The organism is Halomicronema hongdechloris C2206 (assembly GCF_002075285.3).
Classification (GTDB): Bacteria; Cyanobacteriota; Cyanobacteriia; order Phormidesmidales; family Phormidesmidaceae; genus Halomicronema_B; species Halomicronema_B hongdechloris.
Genome location: NZ_CP021983.2, coordinates 1768269 through 1783292, shown reverse-complemented (window position 1 = coordinate 1783292; position 15024 = coordinate 1768269). Strand labels below are relative to the sequence as shown.

15 protein-coding genes, 1 tRNA gene and 2 pseudogenes are annotated in these 15024 nt (G+C 56.0%); 10 read left to right on the top strand and 8 right to left on the bottom strand.

The annotated features are described in order from the left end of the window. Nucleotides 1-86: 86 nt before the first annotated feature. Nucleotides 87-293 (top strand): annotated as a pseudogene (locus XM38_RS08065) (transposase); the annotation flags it as partial. A 175-nt stretch (nt 294-468) separates the two neighbouring features. Here XM38_RS08065 and XM38_RS08060 read toward each other — a convergent pair. Continuing rightward, nucleotides 469-541 (bottom strand) — tRNA-Val (locus tag XM38_RS08060). A gap of 126 nt (nt 542-667) precedes the next feature. Here XM38_RS08060 and XM38_RS08055 point away from each other — a divergent pair. The 4 genes and pseudogenes from XM38_RS08055 (at nt 668) to XM38_RS08040 (ending at nt 4121) form a co-directional block, all read left to right on the top strand. After that, the gene (locus tag XM38_RS08055) at nt 668-1189 is read left to right on the top strand and encodes a metal-binding protein (RefSeq protein WP_088429478.1); all 522 of its coding nucleotides are present in this window, start codon (nt 668-670) and stop codon (nt 1187-1189) included. Nucleotides 1190-1271: 82 nt separating this feature from the next. Beyond that, nucleotides 1272-1745, top strand: a complete 474-nt coding sequence (locus XM38_RS08050; RefSeq protein WP_202978851.1) for an MEKHLA domain-containing protein — start codon at nt 1272-1274, stop codon at nt 1743-1745. A 147-nt stretch (nt 1746-1892) separates the two neighbouring features. Beyond that, nucleotides 1893-2733: pseudogene (mazG, locus tag XM38_RS08045) on the top strand (nucleoside triphosphate pyrophosphohydrolase). Nucleotides 2734-2792: 59 nt separating this feature from the next. Next, nucleotides 2793-4121 (top strand): glutamate-5-semialdehyde dehydrogenase, encoded by a 1329-nt coding sequence (locus tag XM38_RS08040; protein ID WP_080806008.1) that lies wholly within the window; start codon nt 2793-2795, stop codon nt 4119-4121. Between the two features lie 805 nt (nt 4122-4926). On the opposite strand, the gene XM38_RS08030 is transcribed toward XM38_RS08040, so the two are convergent. Further along, a complete protein-coding gene (locus tag XM38_RS08030) occupies nt 4927-5268 on the bottom strand; it encodes a response regulator (RefSeq protein WP_256995551.1) in 342 nt (113 codons plus the stop codon). Nucleotides 5269-5670: 402 nt separating this feature from the next. Beyond that, nucleotides 5671-5868 (bottom strand): hypothetical protein, encoded by a 198-nt coding sequence (locus XM38_RS08025; RefSeq protein ID WP_080806012.1) that lies wholly within the window; start codon nt 5866-5868, stop codon nt 5671-5673. Between the two features lie 610 nt (nt 5869-6478). Here XM38_RS08025 and XM38_RS08020 point away from each other — a divergent pair. The 3 genes from XM38_RS08020 to XM38_RS08015 all read left to right on the top strand — a co-directional run bounded on the left by XM38_RS08020 (nt 6479) and on the right by XM38_RS08015 (nt 8586). Next, nucleotides 6479-7090, top strand: coding sequence for a Uma2 family endonuclease (locus XM38_RS08020; protein WP_088429474.1), 612 nt, complete (start codon nt 6479-6481; stop codon nt 7088-7090). Nucleotides 7091-7410: 320 nt separating this feature from the next. Further along, nucleotides 7411-7587, top strand: coding sequence for a hypothetical protein (locus tag XM38_RS25850; RefSeq protein WP_187329329.1), 177 nt, complete (start codon nt 7411-7413; stop codon nt 7585-7587). Between the two features lie 300 nt (nt 7588-7887). Further along, complete coding sequence (locus tag XM38_RS08015; protein WP_080806016.1) at nt 7888-8586, top strand: 2,3-bisphosphoglycerate-dependent phosphoglycerate mutase; 699 nt, start codon at nt 7888-7890, stop codon at nt 8584-8586. 98 nt (nt 8587-8684) lie between these two features. On the opposite strand, the gene XM38_RS08010 is transcribed toward XM38_RS08015, so the two are convergent. Further along, nucleotides 8685-8903: a hypothetical protein gene (locus XM38_RS08010; RefSeq protein WP_080806018.1), complete on the bottom strand. Its 219-nt coding sequence runs from the start codon at nt 8901-8903 to the stop codon at nt 8685-8687. Between the two features lie 240 nt (nt 8904-9143). Next, nucleotides 9144-9578, bottom strand: a complete 435-nt coding sequence (locus XM38_RS08005; RefSeq protein WP_080806020.1) for a VOC family protein — start codon at nt 9576-9578, stop codon at nt 9144-9146. Nucleotides 9579-9781: 203 nt separating this feature from the next. Between XM38_RS08005 and XM38_RS08000 the strand changes: the two genes are divergently transcribed. Continuing rightward, nucleotides 9782-10546 carry a TIGR00297 family protein gene (locus XM38_RS08000; protein ID WP_088429472.1) on the top strand — a complete coding sequence of 255 codons (765 nt, stop codon included), beginning with the start codon at nt 9782-9784 and terminating at the stop codon, nt 10544-10546. 201 nt (nt 10547-10747) lie between these two features. After that, nucleotides 10748-11425, top strand: a complete 678-nt coding sequence (gene msrA / locus XM38_RS07995) for a peptide-methionine (S)-S-oxide reductase MsrA (RefSeq protein WP_080806024.1) — start codon at nt 10748-10750, stop codon at nt 11423-11425. A 616-nt stretch (nt 11426-12041) separates the two neighbouring features. On the opposite strand, the gene glgB is transcribed toward msrA, so the two are convergent. The 3 genes from glgB to XM38_RS28760 form a co-directional block, all read right to left on the bottom strand. After that, nucleotides 12042-14339 carry a 1,4-alpha-glucan branching enzyme gene (glgB, locus tag XM38_RS07990; protein WP_080806025.1) on the bottom strand — a complete coding sequence of 766 codons (2298 nt, stop codon included), beginning with the start codon at nt 14337-14339 and terminating at the stop codon, nt 12042-12044. A gap of 122 nt (nt 14340-14461) precedes the next feature. Then, nucleotides 14462-14716, bottom strand: coding sequence for a hypothetical protein (locus tag XM38_RS07985; RefSeq protein ID WP_225889224.1), 255 nt, complete (start codon nt 14714-14716; stop codon nt 14462-14464). Between the two features lie 128 nt (nt 14717-14844). Further along, nucleotides 14845-14985, bottom strand: coding sequence for a DUF6940 family protein (locus XM38_RS28760; protein ID WP_391540805.1), 141 nt, complete (start codon nt 14983-14985; stop codon nt 14845-14847). Between the last annotated feature and the right edge of the window lie 39 nt (nt 14986-15024).

Here is a 15024-nt window from a genome sequence, read left to right as displayed (position 1 = left end):
GTCACGAATGCCGCAAAATCCTGCGCCGTAAGGATTATAGCGATTTTCAGGGCTGTATTGCATACCCTAGCCGGAAGACCCATTTGGTGTTAGAGTTTCTACCCGAATACAGTCCGGACTATAACCTCATAGAATTAGTTTGGCATTCGGCAAAGGAATATATTTCTGGTCGTCTGTTTAAGTCTATAGAAGAGCTTGAGGCTCTGGTAAATAAGCTACTCAATGAGGGAGAGTTGATTATAAAGTGGGACCGCAAGCTCAAGAATAAGGGAAACGATGTTAATGTATTTTAAATGCGCGACAGCTTAAACAAAATCCTTAGGAGAAATAAATTTCAGCGAGTTGAAAGGAGCGCCTGCCTTACAAAATCTAGGTGGGCATGGTAAGACGACACTAATAAGTCACCAGTTGTTTGATGACATGAATCTGTCACTGATGACAAATAATGCGTCACCGTACAGTTGACGATGGGCAGTACTGGACTCGAACCAGTGACATCCTGCTTGTAAGGCAGGCGCTCTACCAACTGAGCTAACCGCCCGGGGTGGCACGGATATTAATGGTACCAAAGAGACGGTCATTTGATGCACCCCATTTGGCATGGATTTGAGAAACCCGTATGAGGTGGTGGATTGACCCCAGGGGCTGATGCTGATACACCTGATCCATGCCCTCTGGACGCACCCACGATCGCATCACTCTTTGGAGCTTGCCGCTAGTGCTATTAGTGGCGTCGCGAATTACCCTGGATCCCTGGCTGACTGGCATTGTCGGGGGGGGGTATCTCTTTGGCGGCTTCATGTTTGGCCCCGACTTGGACATTCACTCGGTGCAGTACAAGCGCTGGGGTTGGTTCCGCTGGATTTGGCTGCCCTATCGCGGTAGCCTGCGCCATCGCTCCCGCCTCTCCCATGGCCCCATCATCGGCACTACTCTGCGAGTGCTGTATCTATCCCTATGGTTGGGCTTGTTGGGGCTGATTATTATTGATGTGCTCAATAGTCTGGGCCGGGCCCAGGTCACCTGGGCAGATATTGGTCAGGGCATGACCTTGGGGTTGCGGCAGTTTGCCCCCCAGTGGCTGGCTCTGGTCTGTGGCATTGAGCTGGGAGCCCTGAGCCATTCGGTTAGCGATTGGTTGGTGTCGAGTCTGCGGCGGCAGCGTCGAGGGCAGCGACCGCGGCGATGATGGTGATGCTTATGAGAAAGTGGTTCACGCAGGCCCCCGGTCCCAATGCTGATGCTACCAGAACGGACTTAATACTCTCACCATGATGTCTCAGCCCCTCTGGCAACGGCCCGATATCATCGATTGGTCCCAGCGGTTGCTGGCCAGCTATCGCCATTGGCTGGGCCAGGACCTGTTGCCGCTGGCGGCTGCGGCCCCTGAGGCGGCGAGGCAGTTGTTTTGGGCGCCTCGGGTGGTGGTCTCCCACGGCACCCAGGCCGATCCGGTCTTGAACTATGGCAATCAGGCGGCCTTAGATCTGTGGCAGCTGAACTGGGACCGGTTTACCCAGACCCCGTCTCGCCATACAGCGGAACCAATGCATCGCCAGGAGCGGACCAATATGCTAGCCCAGTTGGAAGCCCAGGGCTATGTGGATAATTATCGGGGGGTGCGGATCTCTAGTCAGGGGCGGCGGTTTTATATTGAGCGGGCCATCATCTGGAATGTGGTGGACGATACTGGGAAACGGGTGGGACAGGCGGCAACCTTTAAGGAGTGGCAGTTTTTGTCCTGAGAGTGACTGTTGGCACCAGCACACTCATACCTGTTCTTGAAGCAAGGCCATCTATAGTTGCTGGGGGGCGAGGAAGCTAGGGGGCAGCAAAATTTGCCGCTTGAATGTTAGAGCATCGGGATTAACAGCACATTGATAGGAGGCACGATGGCTGAGGTAAACGGGGATCGGCACGGCGAGGCTTTGGCGGCCCTGCAGCACTTGATCGAGGTGGTGGCCCAGTTGCGCCATCCCCAAGAGGGCTGCCCTTGGGATTTGCAGCAGACGCCGGAGAGTCTGATGCCCTATGTGATCGAGGAAGCCTATGAGGTGGTGGATGCGATTCAGCAGGGGCAGCGAGATGCGATCGCAGAGGAACTGGGCGATTTATTGTTACAGGTGGTGCTGCAGGCCCAGATCGCCAGCGAGGCCGGGGATTTCGCCATGGCCCAGGTGGCCCAGGGTATCACCGAAAAGCTAATCCGGCGCCATCCCCATGTCTTTGGCGAGGTGCAGGTGCAAGATGTGGAGGAAGTCCACCGCAACTGGGACCGAATCAAGGCTCAAGAGAAAGGCCAAACCCACGACCCCCACCGGCTCACCCCCAAGTTACGCAAATACAGCCGCACCCTGCCGCCGCTGATGGCCACCCTGAAGATCTCTAAAAAGGCGGCGGCGGCCGGCTTCGAGTGGGACACTATCGATGCCGTTTGGGATAAATTCCAGGAGGAATTGCAAGAGTTTCGCCAGGCCCTGGCCCAGGAATCCCCGGAGCAACAGCAGGCGGAACTGGGGGATCTGCTGTTTACCCTGGTGAACCTGGCCCGCTGGTATGACCTAGACCCAGCGGCGGCGTTGCAGGGGACGAATCGCCGCTTCATTCAACGCTTCGCCCAGGTGGAACAGAGGGCTCAGCAGCCGTTTGACGGACTATTCCCTAGAAGAACTAGAGGCATTGTGGCAGCAGGCGAAACGAACCCTAGCCCAAGATCTATGCCAGAATCCCTGAGGTTATGTTCCCGTTAAGGGGTCTGCTAGACTGGCAAATGGCAAGGGTATGTAGTGAATATGACAGCGTTTCAGAGTCCAGTTTCTCTCCAGCAACCCGCTTTTTCCCTGACCAAGGTGGCCCAGCAGACGCGACAGGCGGCGCGATCGCTAGCGAGCTTATCCACGCCCGTGAAGAATCAGGCCATTGAGGCCATGGCCCAGGCTTTGGCAGCCGCCGAGGCTGAGATTCTGGCGGCCAATGCCACCGACTGCGAATCGGCCCTGGCCAGTCACCTGGCCCAACCTCTCTATGACCGGCTGAAGCTGGATGCGGTCAAGTTGCGAGCCGCCATTGCCGGGGTGCGGAACGTGGCCCAGCTGCCTGACCCGGTGGGGCAGGTGCAGATTCACCGGCAGCTGGATCAGGGCCTGGTGCTGAAACGGATTACCTGTCCCTTGGGAGTCCTGGGGGTGATCTTCGAGTCGCGCCCCGATGCGGTGATGCAGATTGCCAGCTTGGCGGTGAAGTCGGGCAATGGGGTGATCCTCAAGGGTGGTAAGGAGGCGGTGCGCTCCTGTCGCGCCCTGGTGGCGGCGATTCAGCAGGGACTGGAACAGGTGGGTCTGGATTCGGCGGCGGTGCAGCTGCTCACTACTCGGGAAGAAACCCGAGCCTTGTTAGCCCTAGATGAATATGTCGATTTGATCATTCCCCGGGGCTCTAATGCCTTCGTCCGCTATGTGCAGGACAATACTCGTATCCCGGTGCTGGGTCATGCCGAGGGCATTTGCCATCTCTATGTGGATGCTGCTGCCGACGTGGAGAAGGGAGTTGCGATCGCACTCGATGCCAAAGTCGGCTACCCTTCGGCCTGCAATGCCATCGAGACCCTGCTGGTCCATCGCGCCATTGCCCCCCAGTTTCTACCCACCGCCGCCGCCGCCCTGCAACAGGAGCAGGTGGACCTGCGAGGCGATGCTGCCACCCAGACATTCCTGCCCGACATCATCCCTGCCAGTGAGAGTGATTGGGCCACCGAATACAGCGCCCGCATCCTAGCCATCAAGGTGGTCGATTCCCTAGAGGCCGCCATCGACCACATCAATACCTACGGCTCTCGCCATACCGAAGCCATTATTACTGAGGATGAGGCCGCTGCTGCCAGCTTCATGGATCGCGTCAACGCCGCCGGTGTTTATCATAACTGCTCCACCCGCTTCGCCGACGGCTGCCGCTATGGCTTCGGGGCCGAGGTCGGCATCAGCACCCAGACCATGCCGCCCCGTGGACCCGTGGGGTTAGAAGGCCTAGTCACTTATAAGTATCAGCTGGTAGGTGATGGCCACATTGTCGCCACCTACTCCGGCACCCAGGCCAAGCCCTTTCAGCATCGGGATCTGCTTTAGTCGATTAGTCGCGGTCGACCACGGTAAGACCGCACTTAATCGTGTAGCTCGGGGTGCTCGCCCGGGGGAATTTCGCTTCCCCCGGCCCCCTACGACCAGGGCAAACCGCCTGTAGTGTTCGCAAAGCGGCTCCGCAGGAGCAACGGAGTCGAACTGCTTGTAGTGTTCGCAAAGCGGCTCCGCTCGTAGTGAGCGAAGTCGAACTACTGCCCTGGACCTGCGGAAGAGCCTGTCGGTTGGTCGTTCCAGATCGCGTCGCATCGGCAAGGCATGATAGACCTCGGTAAGACCACACTTACTTGCACCAGTCAAAGCGCTCATCCGAGGGAATTTCGCTTCCCTCGGACTCCTACGACCAGGGCAAACCGCTGCCCTGGACCTGCGGAAGGGCATATCGGTGAGCCGTGATAGATCGCGCCGCATCGGCAAGGAGGCAAGGGGTATGTTTCTGCCTTCTGCCCTCTGCCTTCTGCCTTCTGCCTTCTGCCTTCTGCCTTCTGCCCTCTGCTTTCTGCCTTTTCCCGCGCTACTGCCCTGTCCCCTTACCCTCTATCTGCTATCGGCCTACTCGCCCGCCCATCCACCGTTTGACAGGGAACCAAAACATTCACTCACTCAACACTCAACACTCAAAACTCATCACTTTCCTCCGCCCTCTCTTTCCCCCGTGGGTCCTTTCCTGGCCACTCATGACCTCCCTCGCTTCAGTAAAACGACCCACGCTACTCACTCCCCATCACCCCATCACCCCATCACCCCATCACCCCATCACCCCATCACCCCATTTCCGCTCTCCGCCTTTTGCTTACCAATTTAGGTGCTTAGCTATCTGACTCAGCAGTCCCGACGGTGTAAAGGGCTTGGTGATGACCCCAGTGGCCCCTAAATCCAACAGGGTCTGGTGATCACTGGGCAATATCTGGGCCGTAAGGAATAGGACGGGAATCTTGCCAGCACGGGTATCGTTCTGCAGGGCTTGAAAGACGGCGGCTCCATCCATATCAGGCATGATCACATCCAGCAGAATGACATCAGGCTGGGCCGACTTGGCCAATACAATTCCTTCCCGGCCCGAGGCCGCTGTCAGGGCTTGTCCAACCCGCCAGATCCTCAATGCAACTTTGCAAGAGACAGCGTAGGCTTTCATCGTCATCAATCACCAGTACACGTTTGGTCATGGTTGGTTATGAACGGTCGAGCCACCCTTATTAACCGTTAGTCTAGCGAGATCCGATGATTATCGTTACTTAATCGATGATCAGCTTCAGGCCCCGGCTATGGGCCACCTGCATTAGGGCTTTGCAGTCTCTCCGGCTACAGAGGATGAGGTCTAGAAGGGATGACTCCTTATTTCAAGCAGCCGAAACCTAGTAGGGGAATAATTGTCGAACTCGTCGCCCATGTCCAGAGCGGTCTTAGAGCTCAATGCAGTGGGAGGGTTTGAATCGTGGCGTAGTCTTCTGCCTGGATTCTGGGTAATGCTATCCATAGCAAAACCCCCAGGCCGGTGGGGTCTGGGGGGCTCTCTAGCCGACTCATGCCAATGTCGTTACCCTAAACGTTTGCGCTCGCTGGTGCGGGTGCCGCCGGCCATTTCATATTCGTAGCTGTCTTTGCCGTATTGCACCGCGACGGCCAGGAGCATGCGCTCTGAGAGGGCATTGAGCTGTTTCTCTTTGTCCAGCAGGCCATCATAGGCCTGGTCACTGGCCTCCGACGAGGGCGCTTGGCGCTCGGCAGAGGACACTTGCGAGAAGGGAGAAGGCCGATCTTGCAGGTGATATATTCTGAGATGCAGGAAGATCTTGCAAAGCGGAACTCACCCCATGCTCTGCGTGGCCCCATTGAAGCCAATAACCGGCATCTGATCTATTTGTTCTTTGCGTCGCACCGCTCTCTAAATGAGCGGCCCCATTGAAGCTTGCTCCTCGCCTCTTCGAAAATTGGTGAAAAAGAGTCGCACCGCTCTCTAAATGAGCGGCCCCATTGAAGCCCAGGCCTTCTGAGTAAGCGGCACATCATAGTGGGTCGCACCGCTCTCTAAATGAGCGGCCCCATTGAAGCGAGAATTGGGTAGGTCCCAGTATTACCCGGAGCATGGGTCCTCGCGGAGCCAGGGGATAACGGTTATCGCCCGGGAAATGACCCATGCTCCCCCATGGGATGTCTGGCTATGCACGTGCGGAGCAAAGAGAAAAGGGAGGAGACAGGAGTAGGGCGGACATTGCCTGCTGTTGTGCTAAGCACCCTCAGGGCAATCCTGTGAGTCATACCCAACACACAACCACTCCACCCTTATCGTTAAACTAAGGGCACACCCCGCTGTTACCAAGACATAGCTGAGGCCATTCGTCATCATGACTCCAGCGATCGCCCCACCACTTAGCTTCCTGAAATTTCTGGAGACGCTGCCAGAAGATGGTAACCGGTACGAATTGGTGAACGGTGAGCGAGTTCAATTAATGGCAACCCGCGCCCATGATGATGTTGCTGACTTCATCTACGATGCCTTTCGCGATGAAGTCAGGCGCGACCAGCTCAACTACAAAGTCTCACGGTTTGCTTCGGTCAAAACCCGACGCGATGACGGCTTAGTGCAAGGTCGGACGCCTGATGTCAGTGTCATTGATAAAGCCGTTTGGACGTCTGACCCAAAAGCGTATGCGGCGCTGGAAGACCCCATCCAACTAGCGGTGGAAGTCAGTTCAACTAACTGGCGGGATGATTATCTCTATAAGCTGGCTGAGTATGAAGCACTGGGCATTCTGGAATACTGGATCGTGGATTACTTGGCAGTGGGCGCGACTCGCTACATTGGCTCGCCCAAAACGCCGACCATTTCGGTCTACACCCTAGAGAATGGCGAATACCAACTCCAGCAGTTTCGCGGCTGCGATCGCATCACCTCGATGACCTTTCCCAAATTAACCCTCACCGCTGAGGCCATCCTTCAGGCCTCCGGTCTCTAGCAGCCCGATTCAGACTCTGAATATCTGCGCCACACTGCAACGACTCGGATGGCCACCAGGGACGTGTAGTTCAGCAGGTAGGAGGTGGGGCTGGCATGGCAACTGGGATGAGTCGTGATGCCTATCACTGAGCCGCAATGCCCACTCTACATGACTGTCTGGACTGGGTTTGACTGGATTCGGGTGGCGCTGCCCTTGCCCGGAATGACGGGACTTGTTTTTGTGTTCAGTTAGGTGTCTGAGAAACCTTCATTACCGTCATTCCCGCGGCGGCGGGAATCCAGAGCATTAACCTCGGCAGGATGCGTAGGAAATGACCCATGCTCCTCCATGGGATGGCTTGGACGAAGGCGATTGTCGCTCGGCAGCAGGCAGATCTTAAAAGGGAGAAGGCAGATCTTAGAAAGGAGAAGGCAGATCTTAGAAAGGAGAAGGCAGATCTTAGAAAGGGGTTCTCAAGTATAAGAAAGACTTTCATCCTTCTTGGAAGGGCTTAAACACTTCTTATAAGTGGGAAGGCAGATCTTAAAAAGGAGTTCTCTCTGGCGAGTTGGCACTTCGCGGAGTCGTCAGGCCAGCTGGATGAATGAGGGTAAGGGTAAATTCAGAGAGAAAACCTCGATGAGGCCAATGGTTTTCATGGGGTGGCGATGACGTAGACGGCAATGATGCGATCGGAGACGATATACAATCCTGAAGCGACGAGGGTGAGCCACCCCACCACCCATCGCCGCAAGGGTTTGACGGCCATGACCTGGAGCCTATCGATACCGCGTTCATCTAAGGATATTCAGTCCATGCCAATCTTAATTCTGCTGCGTCACGGTCAGAGTCTGTGGAATGCCGATAATTTGTTTACGGGCTGGGTGGATGTGCCCCTGAGTGAGCGAGGCCGGGCGGAGGCTACCATTGCCTCTTGTAAGCTGCGGGACTATCGGGTCGATGTGTGCTACACCAGTTTGCTGTTTCGGGCCATGGAGACGGCGGTGATCTGCCTGACCGAGTGCGATGACATCTGCGGCGGTAAGACCCCCATCTTCAAGCACGATGCCGATGACCCGGACTGGCACGGCTGGGATCGCTACCAGGTAGACCCAACTAAGGAATTGCCGATTTTTCCGTCCTCCAAGTTGGATGAGCGCTACTACGGCGATCTACAGGGCTTGAATAAGGCAGAAACGGCGGCAAAGTTTGGCCAGGAACAGGTGCAGGAATGGCGGCGCTCCTTCGATGTGCGGCCCCCCGGCGGTGAGAGCCTGGAGGACACCATGAATCGGGCGGTGCCGTTCTTTTGCGATCGCATCTTGCCCCATCTGAAGCAGGGGGACAATGTGCTCATTTCCGCCCACGGCAACTCCCTGCGAGCCATCATCATGTATCTGGATCGGCTAGCCCCCGAGGAGGTGCCGGGTCTAGAACTGATGACCGGGGTCCCCATCGTCTACGACATTGATGCCCAGGGCAACGTAGTCCATAAGCAAGTGCTCGACAAATAGCGGCCGCGACACTGCTGCCTGCAGTGGCAAGCCAGTTTTAGTCCGTTTTTACCGATGGTTGCCTTGAGCCAGGTAATACCGAGCTTTGAGAAATAGACTCAAGCACGCTTTGATCGCTGCAGCTGCTGACGGTAGCGTTCTCGTGATTCCTGAATGACCAGGCCATCCATCACCGCCCACTGTAGATTCATAAAGGCATCGAAATCTTCAGGTTTATGCTCTTGACGTAACAGGGCTTTGAGTTGCCGCTCGGTCTGCACATCCAGATAGCCTGTCGTTAACACCTGCTCCACCAATTCACAGAGTCGTGTTGCCATTGAATTCCTGTCTGCTCGCGTACAACAGGGGCTGCTGAGCAGGAGGCTTCGCCATGGTCGGGCACTCCTTTAGAACAGCCCATGCCGTAAGCCTAAGGAGCCAGCCACCCCAAGGATCCATAGCAAGGGTTATGAAATCGGTTAGGGGCTGGCGGTATCTTCCCAGCAACTTGCCACATACAGCGTCAGGTTGCAGCGGGAGCAGGGGAGCGGATGAGCCAGTTGTGGTCTAAACAGACGCTACTCAGAGTCCCCGATCTGGGCCAGAGCCGTCTGGCCGAAGATGGCGCTGGCATCGCAGTAGTATTTGAACTCCAGCAGGTTATAGAAGGGATCTTCCAGGAAGAAGGTGCGATGTTCTAGGGGAGAGTCGGGGAAGCGGCGGCGGGCCGGTTGATGAAAGGTGAGGTGTTTATCTTGGGCCCGCTGCAGCAGCGCGTCCCAATCGGCTGCCTGGGGAAAGACCAAGCCGAAGTGGCGCGGGTAGATGCCCCGCTGAGGCGTCAGGGGCTCCTGGCTGACGTGGGCCACCAGCTGGTGGCCGTAGAAATTGAGGATCAGGGAACTGGGGGATTCACGGCCAGGAAGGCAACCCAGGCCCTCAACGTAAAATTCCTTGGTTTGGGGAATGTTGGCCACGGGAAAGGCCAGGTGGAACAGTACAGAGGCAGACATAGGCGTGGACTTAGCGACGTTGGTCAGCTTAGACGTTACAGCAGAAGGCAGAAGGCAGAAGGCAGAAGGCAGCTTGTCCTGAGCGAAGCCGAAGGGAAGGCGGAAGGCAGAAGGGGAGTTTGCTTATTCTCTATCTCCTTGGCCTGTGGTTCCATTGTGGCCTGGGGGCTGGGACAATGAAGAGGATTTTCCAGGAATGACCCATGGATGTGTCTCCTGCATTGCAGCCCTGGCTCTGGGGCGTGGCCATTAATACGGCCCTACTTGCGATCGCATGGGTGGCTCCCAAGAAACTGCTGACGGTAGCCGGATATTTTCATGCCTGGATCTTGGGAGTATTAATCTGGGGTTGCTTAGGCTGGGCTGGCTATACCGTGGTCATGGTGTATTTTCTGGTGGGCTCTGCCGTCACCCGCATCGGGGCGGCCCGCAAACAGGCGGCGGGCATCGCCGAGGGGCGCTCGGGTCGCCGGGGACCGGAAAATGTCTGGGGCTCAGCCGCCGCCGGTAGCCTCTGCGCCCTGGGTATCTTAGCGCTGCAGGCCCAGGGCAACATGGCCGGAGGGGCGCTGTTGGCCTTAGGCTTCGTGGCCAGCTTTAGCACCAAGCTGTCCGACACCACCGCCAGCGAGGTGGGCAAGGCCTATGGTCGTCGCACCTTTCTGGTGACTACCCTGAAGCCGGTGCCCCCCGGCAGCGAAGGCGCCGTCAGTCTAGAAGGCACCCTGGCTGGGGTGGTGGCCTCAGTTGCGATCGCATTCGTGGGTTGGGCCGTCGGGTTGATTCCCGCCAGCGGCATCATCCTATGTGCGATCGCCGCCCTGATTGCCACCACCTGCGAAAGCCTGATCGGTGCCACCCTGCAAGAGACCATTACCTGGCTCACCAACGAATTGGTCAACGTCATCAACACCCTAATCGGGGCAATCATCGCCATTGCCCTACAGTGGCTGCTGTGGCAGATATAACAAAAGGCAGAAATCAGAAGGCAAAAGGATGAATTGAATCCCTACTGCGCCAGGATCTCAGTCAGCCGATCTCTCCTCATCAAACTGCTGATCGCTATATGACCACACCGCCCCCAACCTGGCGGAAATCCCACCCTGTTATCCCCCAGCCCCTGACCTATAGTGGAAGCTGTACACCCTGCAATCAGGTCACAAAGTCCTATGGTCTTGTTTGGTTTCGGCAAAAAGCAATCCCTCCCCTCCTCCGAAGAGGCGCTTTCCGGTCGTGCCGAGAAAATGCCGGTACCTGAGCGCCATTACGTCAACGGCAATTCCCTCACCCCTCCCTTTCCCGCGGGCATGGAAACGGCCATGTTTGGCCTGGGCTGCTTCTGGGGCGCCGAGCGCAAGTTCTGGCAGCTAGAGGGCGTCTACACCACCGCCGTCGGCTATGCCGCCGGCCATACGCCAAATCCCACCTACCACGAAGTCTGCTCCGGTATGACCGGCCATGCTGAGGTGGTCTTGGTTGTCTTCGACCCTAAGGTTATTTCCTACGAGCAATTACTGAAAACCTTCTGGGAGAGCCACAACCCTACCCAGGGCATGCGCCAGGGCAACGACACCGGCACCCAGTATCGCTCCGGCATCTACGTCTACTCAGAAGCGCAGCGCCAGTTAGCCGAAGCCTCTCGAGACGCCTATCAACAGGCCCTGACCAAAGCAGGTTACGGCAACATCACCACCGAAATCCTAGACGCCCCCGAGTTCTACTACGCCGAAGCCTACCACCAGCAATATCTAGCCAAGAATCCCGGCGGTTACTGCGGCCTCGGCGGCACCAACGTCACCTGCCCGGTAGGGCTCAGTGATGGGGTAATGGGGAGGGCAGATATGTAGTGAAGAGTGGAGGGTGAAGAGTGGAGAGTGGATGGGTGATGGAGTGATAGCTGGGGAGTAGCGTGGGTCGTGTTGAGCAAACTGGGTAAGTAATGTGTAGCAAGGGAAAGACCCACAGGATGGCGGGTTTTGAATTTTTAGAGTCTAGGTGAGTGTATGCCCGGCTCTTACTCTCATCATGGGTTGGGAAAAAGGGGGAAAGCTCCTCGCTCCCCTGTCGATGCAACGCGATCTACAACGACCAACCAACATCCCCTTCTGCGGGGTCCAGGGCGGTAGTTCGACTGCGCTCACCACAAGCGGTTCGCCCTGGTCGTCGGAGTCCGAGGGAAGCGAAATTCCCTCGGGTGAGCTCTCTGGCTTGGAAAACTAAGTGTGGTCTTACCGAGGTTTACCACTCCCTGCCGATGCAATGCAATCTTGAACGACCAATCGACATACCCTTTGTAGTCGTATCGTGATCTACTGCCACTGAACGACAAGCCCTTCCACGAAGCCCAGCTTTTTCTATTACGTCTGTCAGGTCGCTTAGGACAGTGGGGATCGCTCGGGGGACCCAGCCTAGGGAGCTACCTGACCGCAACTGTCCTAAGCATAGGGACAGTTGCTATAAACCCTAACCGTTCTCCGCCTTCGCCTCCCAAGTACGTTGGCGATCTAACTTCAGGGCAATCACAGCCAACGGCGGCAGGGTCAGATCCAACGAGAAGGAGCGACCATGGTAGGACCAATCCTCCGACCACTTGCCTCCCAAATTCCCCATGTTGCTGCCATTGAAATCGCGAGCATCGCTGTTGAAGATCTCACGATAATAGCCCTGCTCCGGCACGCCAATGCGGTAATGACTATGGGGCTGAGGAGTGAAATTGCACACCACCACGATGAACTCCTGGCTGTCTTTCGCTCGGCGCATGAAAGACACCACACTATGGCGGCCGTCGCTGCAGTCGATCCACTCAAATCCTTCTTCAGAAAAGTCTTGGCTGTAGAGAGCCGCTTCACTGCGATAGAGAGCATTGAGTTGGCTAATGCAGCGCCGTAGGGTTTGGTGGGGCGTGTACTGCAACAGGTGCCATTCCAAATCACCCCAGACATTCCATTCACTCCATTGGCCAAATTCCATGCTCATGAACAGGGTTTTCTTGCCCGGGTGCATGAACATGTAGGAATACAGACAACGCAGGTTGGCAAACTTCTGCCAATCATCCCCTGGCATCTTGCCCAGCATATTGCTCTTGCCATGGACCACCTCATCATGGGAGAGGGCCAGCATGAAGTTCTCGCTATAGGCATACCAGATGCTAAAGGTGACATTATTCTGGTGAAACTGCCGGAACCAGGGATCCATGTGGAAATAGTCCAGCATGTCATGCATCCAGCCCATGTTCCACTTCAAATTGAAGCCCAACCCACCCACATAGGTGGGCCAGGACACCATAGGCCAAGAGGTGGATTCTTCGGCGATAGATAAAATGCCAGGGAAATAGCTAAACAGCACATGATTGGTTTGCCGCAAGAAGTCGGCCGCTTCAATGTTTTCCCGGCCCCCATATTGGTTGGTGACCCATTCCCCTGGTTTACGGCAATAGTCTAAATACAGCATCGAGGCCACGGCATCAACCCGCATGCCATCGATGTGGTATTTATCAAACCAGAAGACCGCATTGGCCACCAGAAAATTACGCACCTCGTTGCGGCCATAGTTGAACACCAAGGTGCCCCACTCTTTATGCTCACCCCTGCGGGGATCGGCATGCTCATAGAGATGGGTGCCATCGAAAAAGGCCAACCCATGGCCATCCTTGGGGAAATGCCCCGGTACCCAATCGACGATCACCCCGATGCCATTCTGGTGGCACTGGTCGACGAAGTACATGAAATCTTGAGGGGTGCCATAGCGGGAGGTGACCGCATAATACCCCGTCACCTGATACCCCCAAGATCCATCGAAGGGATGTTCTGCCACCGGCAGTAACTCAATGTGGGTAAAGCCCATCTCCTTGACATAGGGAATCAGCCGCTCCGCTAGTTCCCGATAGGTCAAAAACCGGGCTCCTGGCTTCAATTCAGCCACCGCCACGGGAGACACTGGGGTACCGTCCGGGTTAGTGGCCGGCTGGGCCGAAGAGCCATGCAGCCACGAGCCTAAATGCACTTCGTAGACGGAGATGGGCTGAGTCAGCGGTTCTGTATGGCGTCGCTGCTCCATCCAATCTTGGTCATGCCAGGAATAGCCATCTAAATTGGCAACGACAGACGCTGTCTTGGGCCGCACTTCCTGCTGAAAGCCATAGGGATCAGCCTTTTCGTACATGTGACCCGACGGGTTTTTGATTTCATATTTATAGTGTTCGCCAGCAGCAATATCTGGAATAAACAGTTCCCAGATACCATTGCCCGAGCGCCGCATCTGATGCTTGCGACCATCCCAGTGGTTAAAGTTACCCAACACCGAGACATTGCGGGCATTAGGGGCCCAAACGGCAAAATACACCCCAGCAATCCCTTCCATGGTGGTGGGGTGAGCTCCCAGCTTCTCATAGATGCGATGGTGGTTGCCCTCGGCAAATAGATGGATGTCAAAGTCAGTAATGCGCCGCGTCTTAAAAGCGTAGGGATCATAGACGACCCGTTCGTGGCCGCCCTCTTGGTAGCGCAGCTGATAGTTGACCACCTCTTCGGCTGCGATGATGCACTCGAAGAAATGGGGGTGATGGGACGCCTCCATGGCAAACTCTTTGCGAGTCTCAGGTAACACTACCCAGGCAGCCTCGGCATTTGGCAGATAGGCCCGAACTGCCCACACCGTTTTGCCATCTAGCTGAACCATATGAGGACCCAGCACCTCAAAGGGATCGTGGTGCTGATTCCAAACAATGCGATCGATCTGCTCGGGGGCAACGGTAACAGCCATACACTACCTATCTCAGTTTGAAGGGCTTGACTCTCTGCGAATTACATTAACAAAACTTAGTGAAGTTATCGATTTAAAGTATCGATTTTAAAGTAGGGTGTTTGCCCCAAACCCCGAGGGGCTCACGGCAAAAACGGCACCACTGGCTTAATTACCCGCCGCAACTGCAACAGGAAAATGACATAGCGAACCTCCGATGATAAGGTCCGCTCGCGATTGGGATCTTGCAGTTGAGCTTGTAGTTCAGCATATTCCGATGGCGATAAGGGTTCACCATCTAGAGGAGAGCGAGCTTCTACGATGATCTCGGTGCGCAGCACCTCTTCTGGAGTCTCGTCGGCTGGTGGTAGTCCTAACACTGGTTGCGACCAGCCCACACTAAATAGTCCTATGACCACTAAGCTCCGACGACAATTCACCATTGCTATTCGCTGACCAATCGACCAAAGTTGCCCTTACCATACCGTGTTTACCGGCAACATGGGCTTGAATTTATGCGCTGGGGTCAAGCCAGAGTCCGGCGATAGGGCTCATGCTGATAGTACTTGGGTCGCGTATCCAGCCTCACATGCAGCCAGGCAACGCCCAAGCCAGAGGCGTTAACCCAGCGAGGCCGCGACTCCTCGGAGATCAGGCGCTGCTGCAGGGTCGAGTCGTGTTCTCTAACTCTAAATGGACAAACTCG

What these genes read in the sequence shown, in the direction of transcription:
- XM38_RS08055 (WP_088429478.1), top strand. Translation starts at nt 668, where the DNA reads ATGCCCTCTGGACGCACCCACGATCGCATCACTCTTTGGAGCTTGCCG.
- XM38_RS08050 (WP_202978851.1), top strand. Translation starts at nt 1,272, where the DNA reads ATGATGTCTCAGCCCCTCTGGCAACGGCCCGATATCATCGATTGGTCC.
- XM38_RS08040 (WP_080806008.1), top strand. Translation starts at nt 2,793, where the DNA reads ATGACAGCGTTTCAGAGTCCAGTTTCTCTCCAGCAACCCGCTTTTTCC.
- XM38_RS08030 (WP_256995551.1), bottom strand. Translation starts at nt 5,268, where the DNA reads ATGAAAGCCTACGCTGTCTCTTGCAAAGTTGCATTGAGGATCTGGCGG.
- XM38_RS08020 (WP_088429474.1), top strand. Translation starts at nt 6,479, where the DNA reads ATGACTCCAGCGATCGCCCCACCACTTAGCTTCCTGAAATTTCTGGAG.
- XM38_RS25850 (WP_187329329.1), top strand. Translation starts at nt 7,411, where the DNA reads ATGCTCCTCCATGGGATGGCTTGGACGAAGGCGATTGTCGCTCGGCAG.
- XM38_RS08015 (WP_080806016.1), top strand. Translation starts at nt 7,888, where the DNA reads ATGCCAATCTTAATTCTGCTGCGTCACGGTCAGAGTCTGTGGAATGCC.
- XM38_RS08010 (WP_080806018.1), bottom strand. Translation starts at nt 8,903, where the DNA reads ATGGCAACACGACTCTGTGAATTGGTGGAGCAGGTGTTAACGACAGGC.
- XM38_RS08005 (WP_080806020.1), bottom strand. Translation starts at nt 9,578, where the DNA reads ATGTCTGCCTCTGTACTGTTCCACCTGGCCTTTCCCGTGGCCAACATT.
- XM38_RS08000 (WP_088429472.1), top strand. Translation starts at nt 9,782, where the DNA reads ATGGATGTGTCTCCTGCATTGCAGCCCTGGCTCTGGGGCGTGGCCATT.
- msrA (WP_080806024.1), top strand. Translation starts at nt 10,748, where the DNA reads ATGGTCTTGTTTGGTTTCGGCAAAAAGCAATCCCTCCCCTCCTCCGAA.
- glgB (WP_080806025.1), bottom strand. Translation starts at nt 14,339, where the DNA reads ATGGCTGTTACCGTTGCCCCCGAGCAGATCGATCGCATTGTTTGGAAT.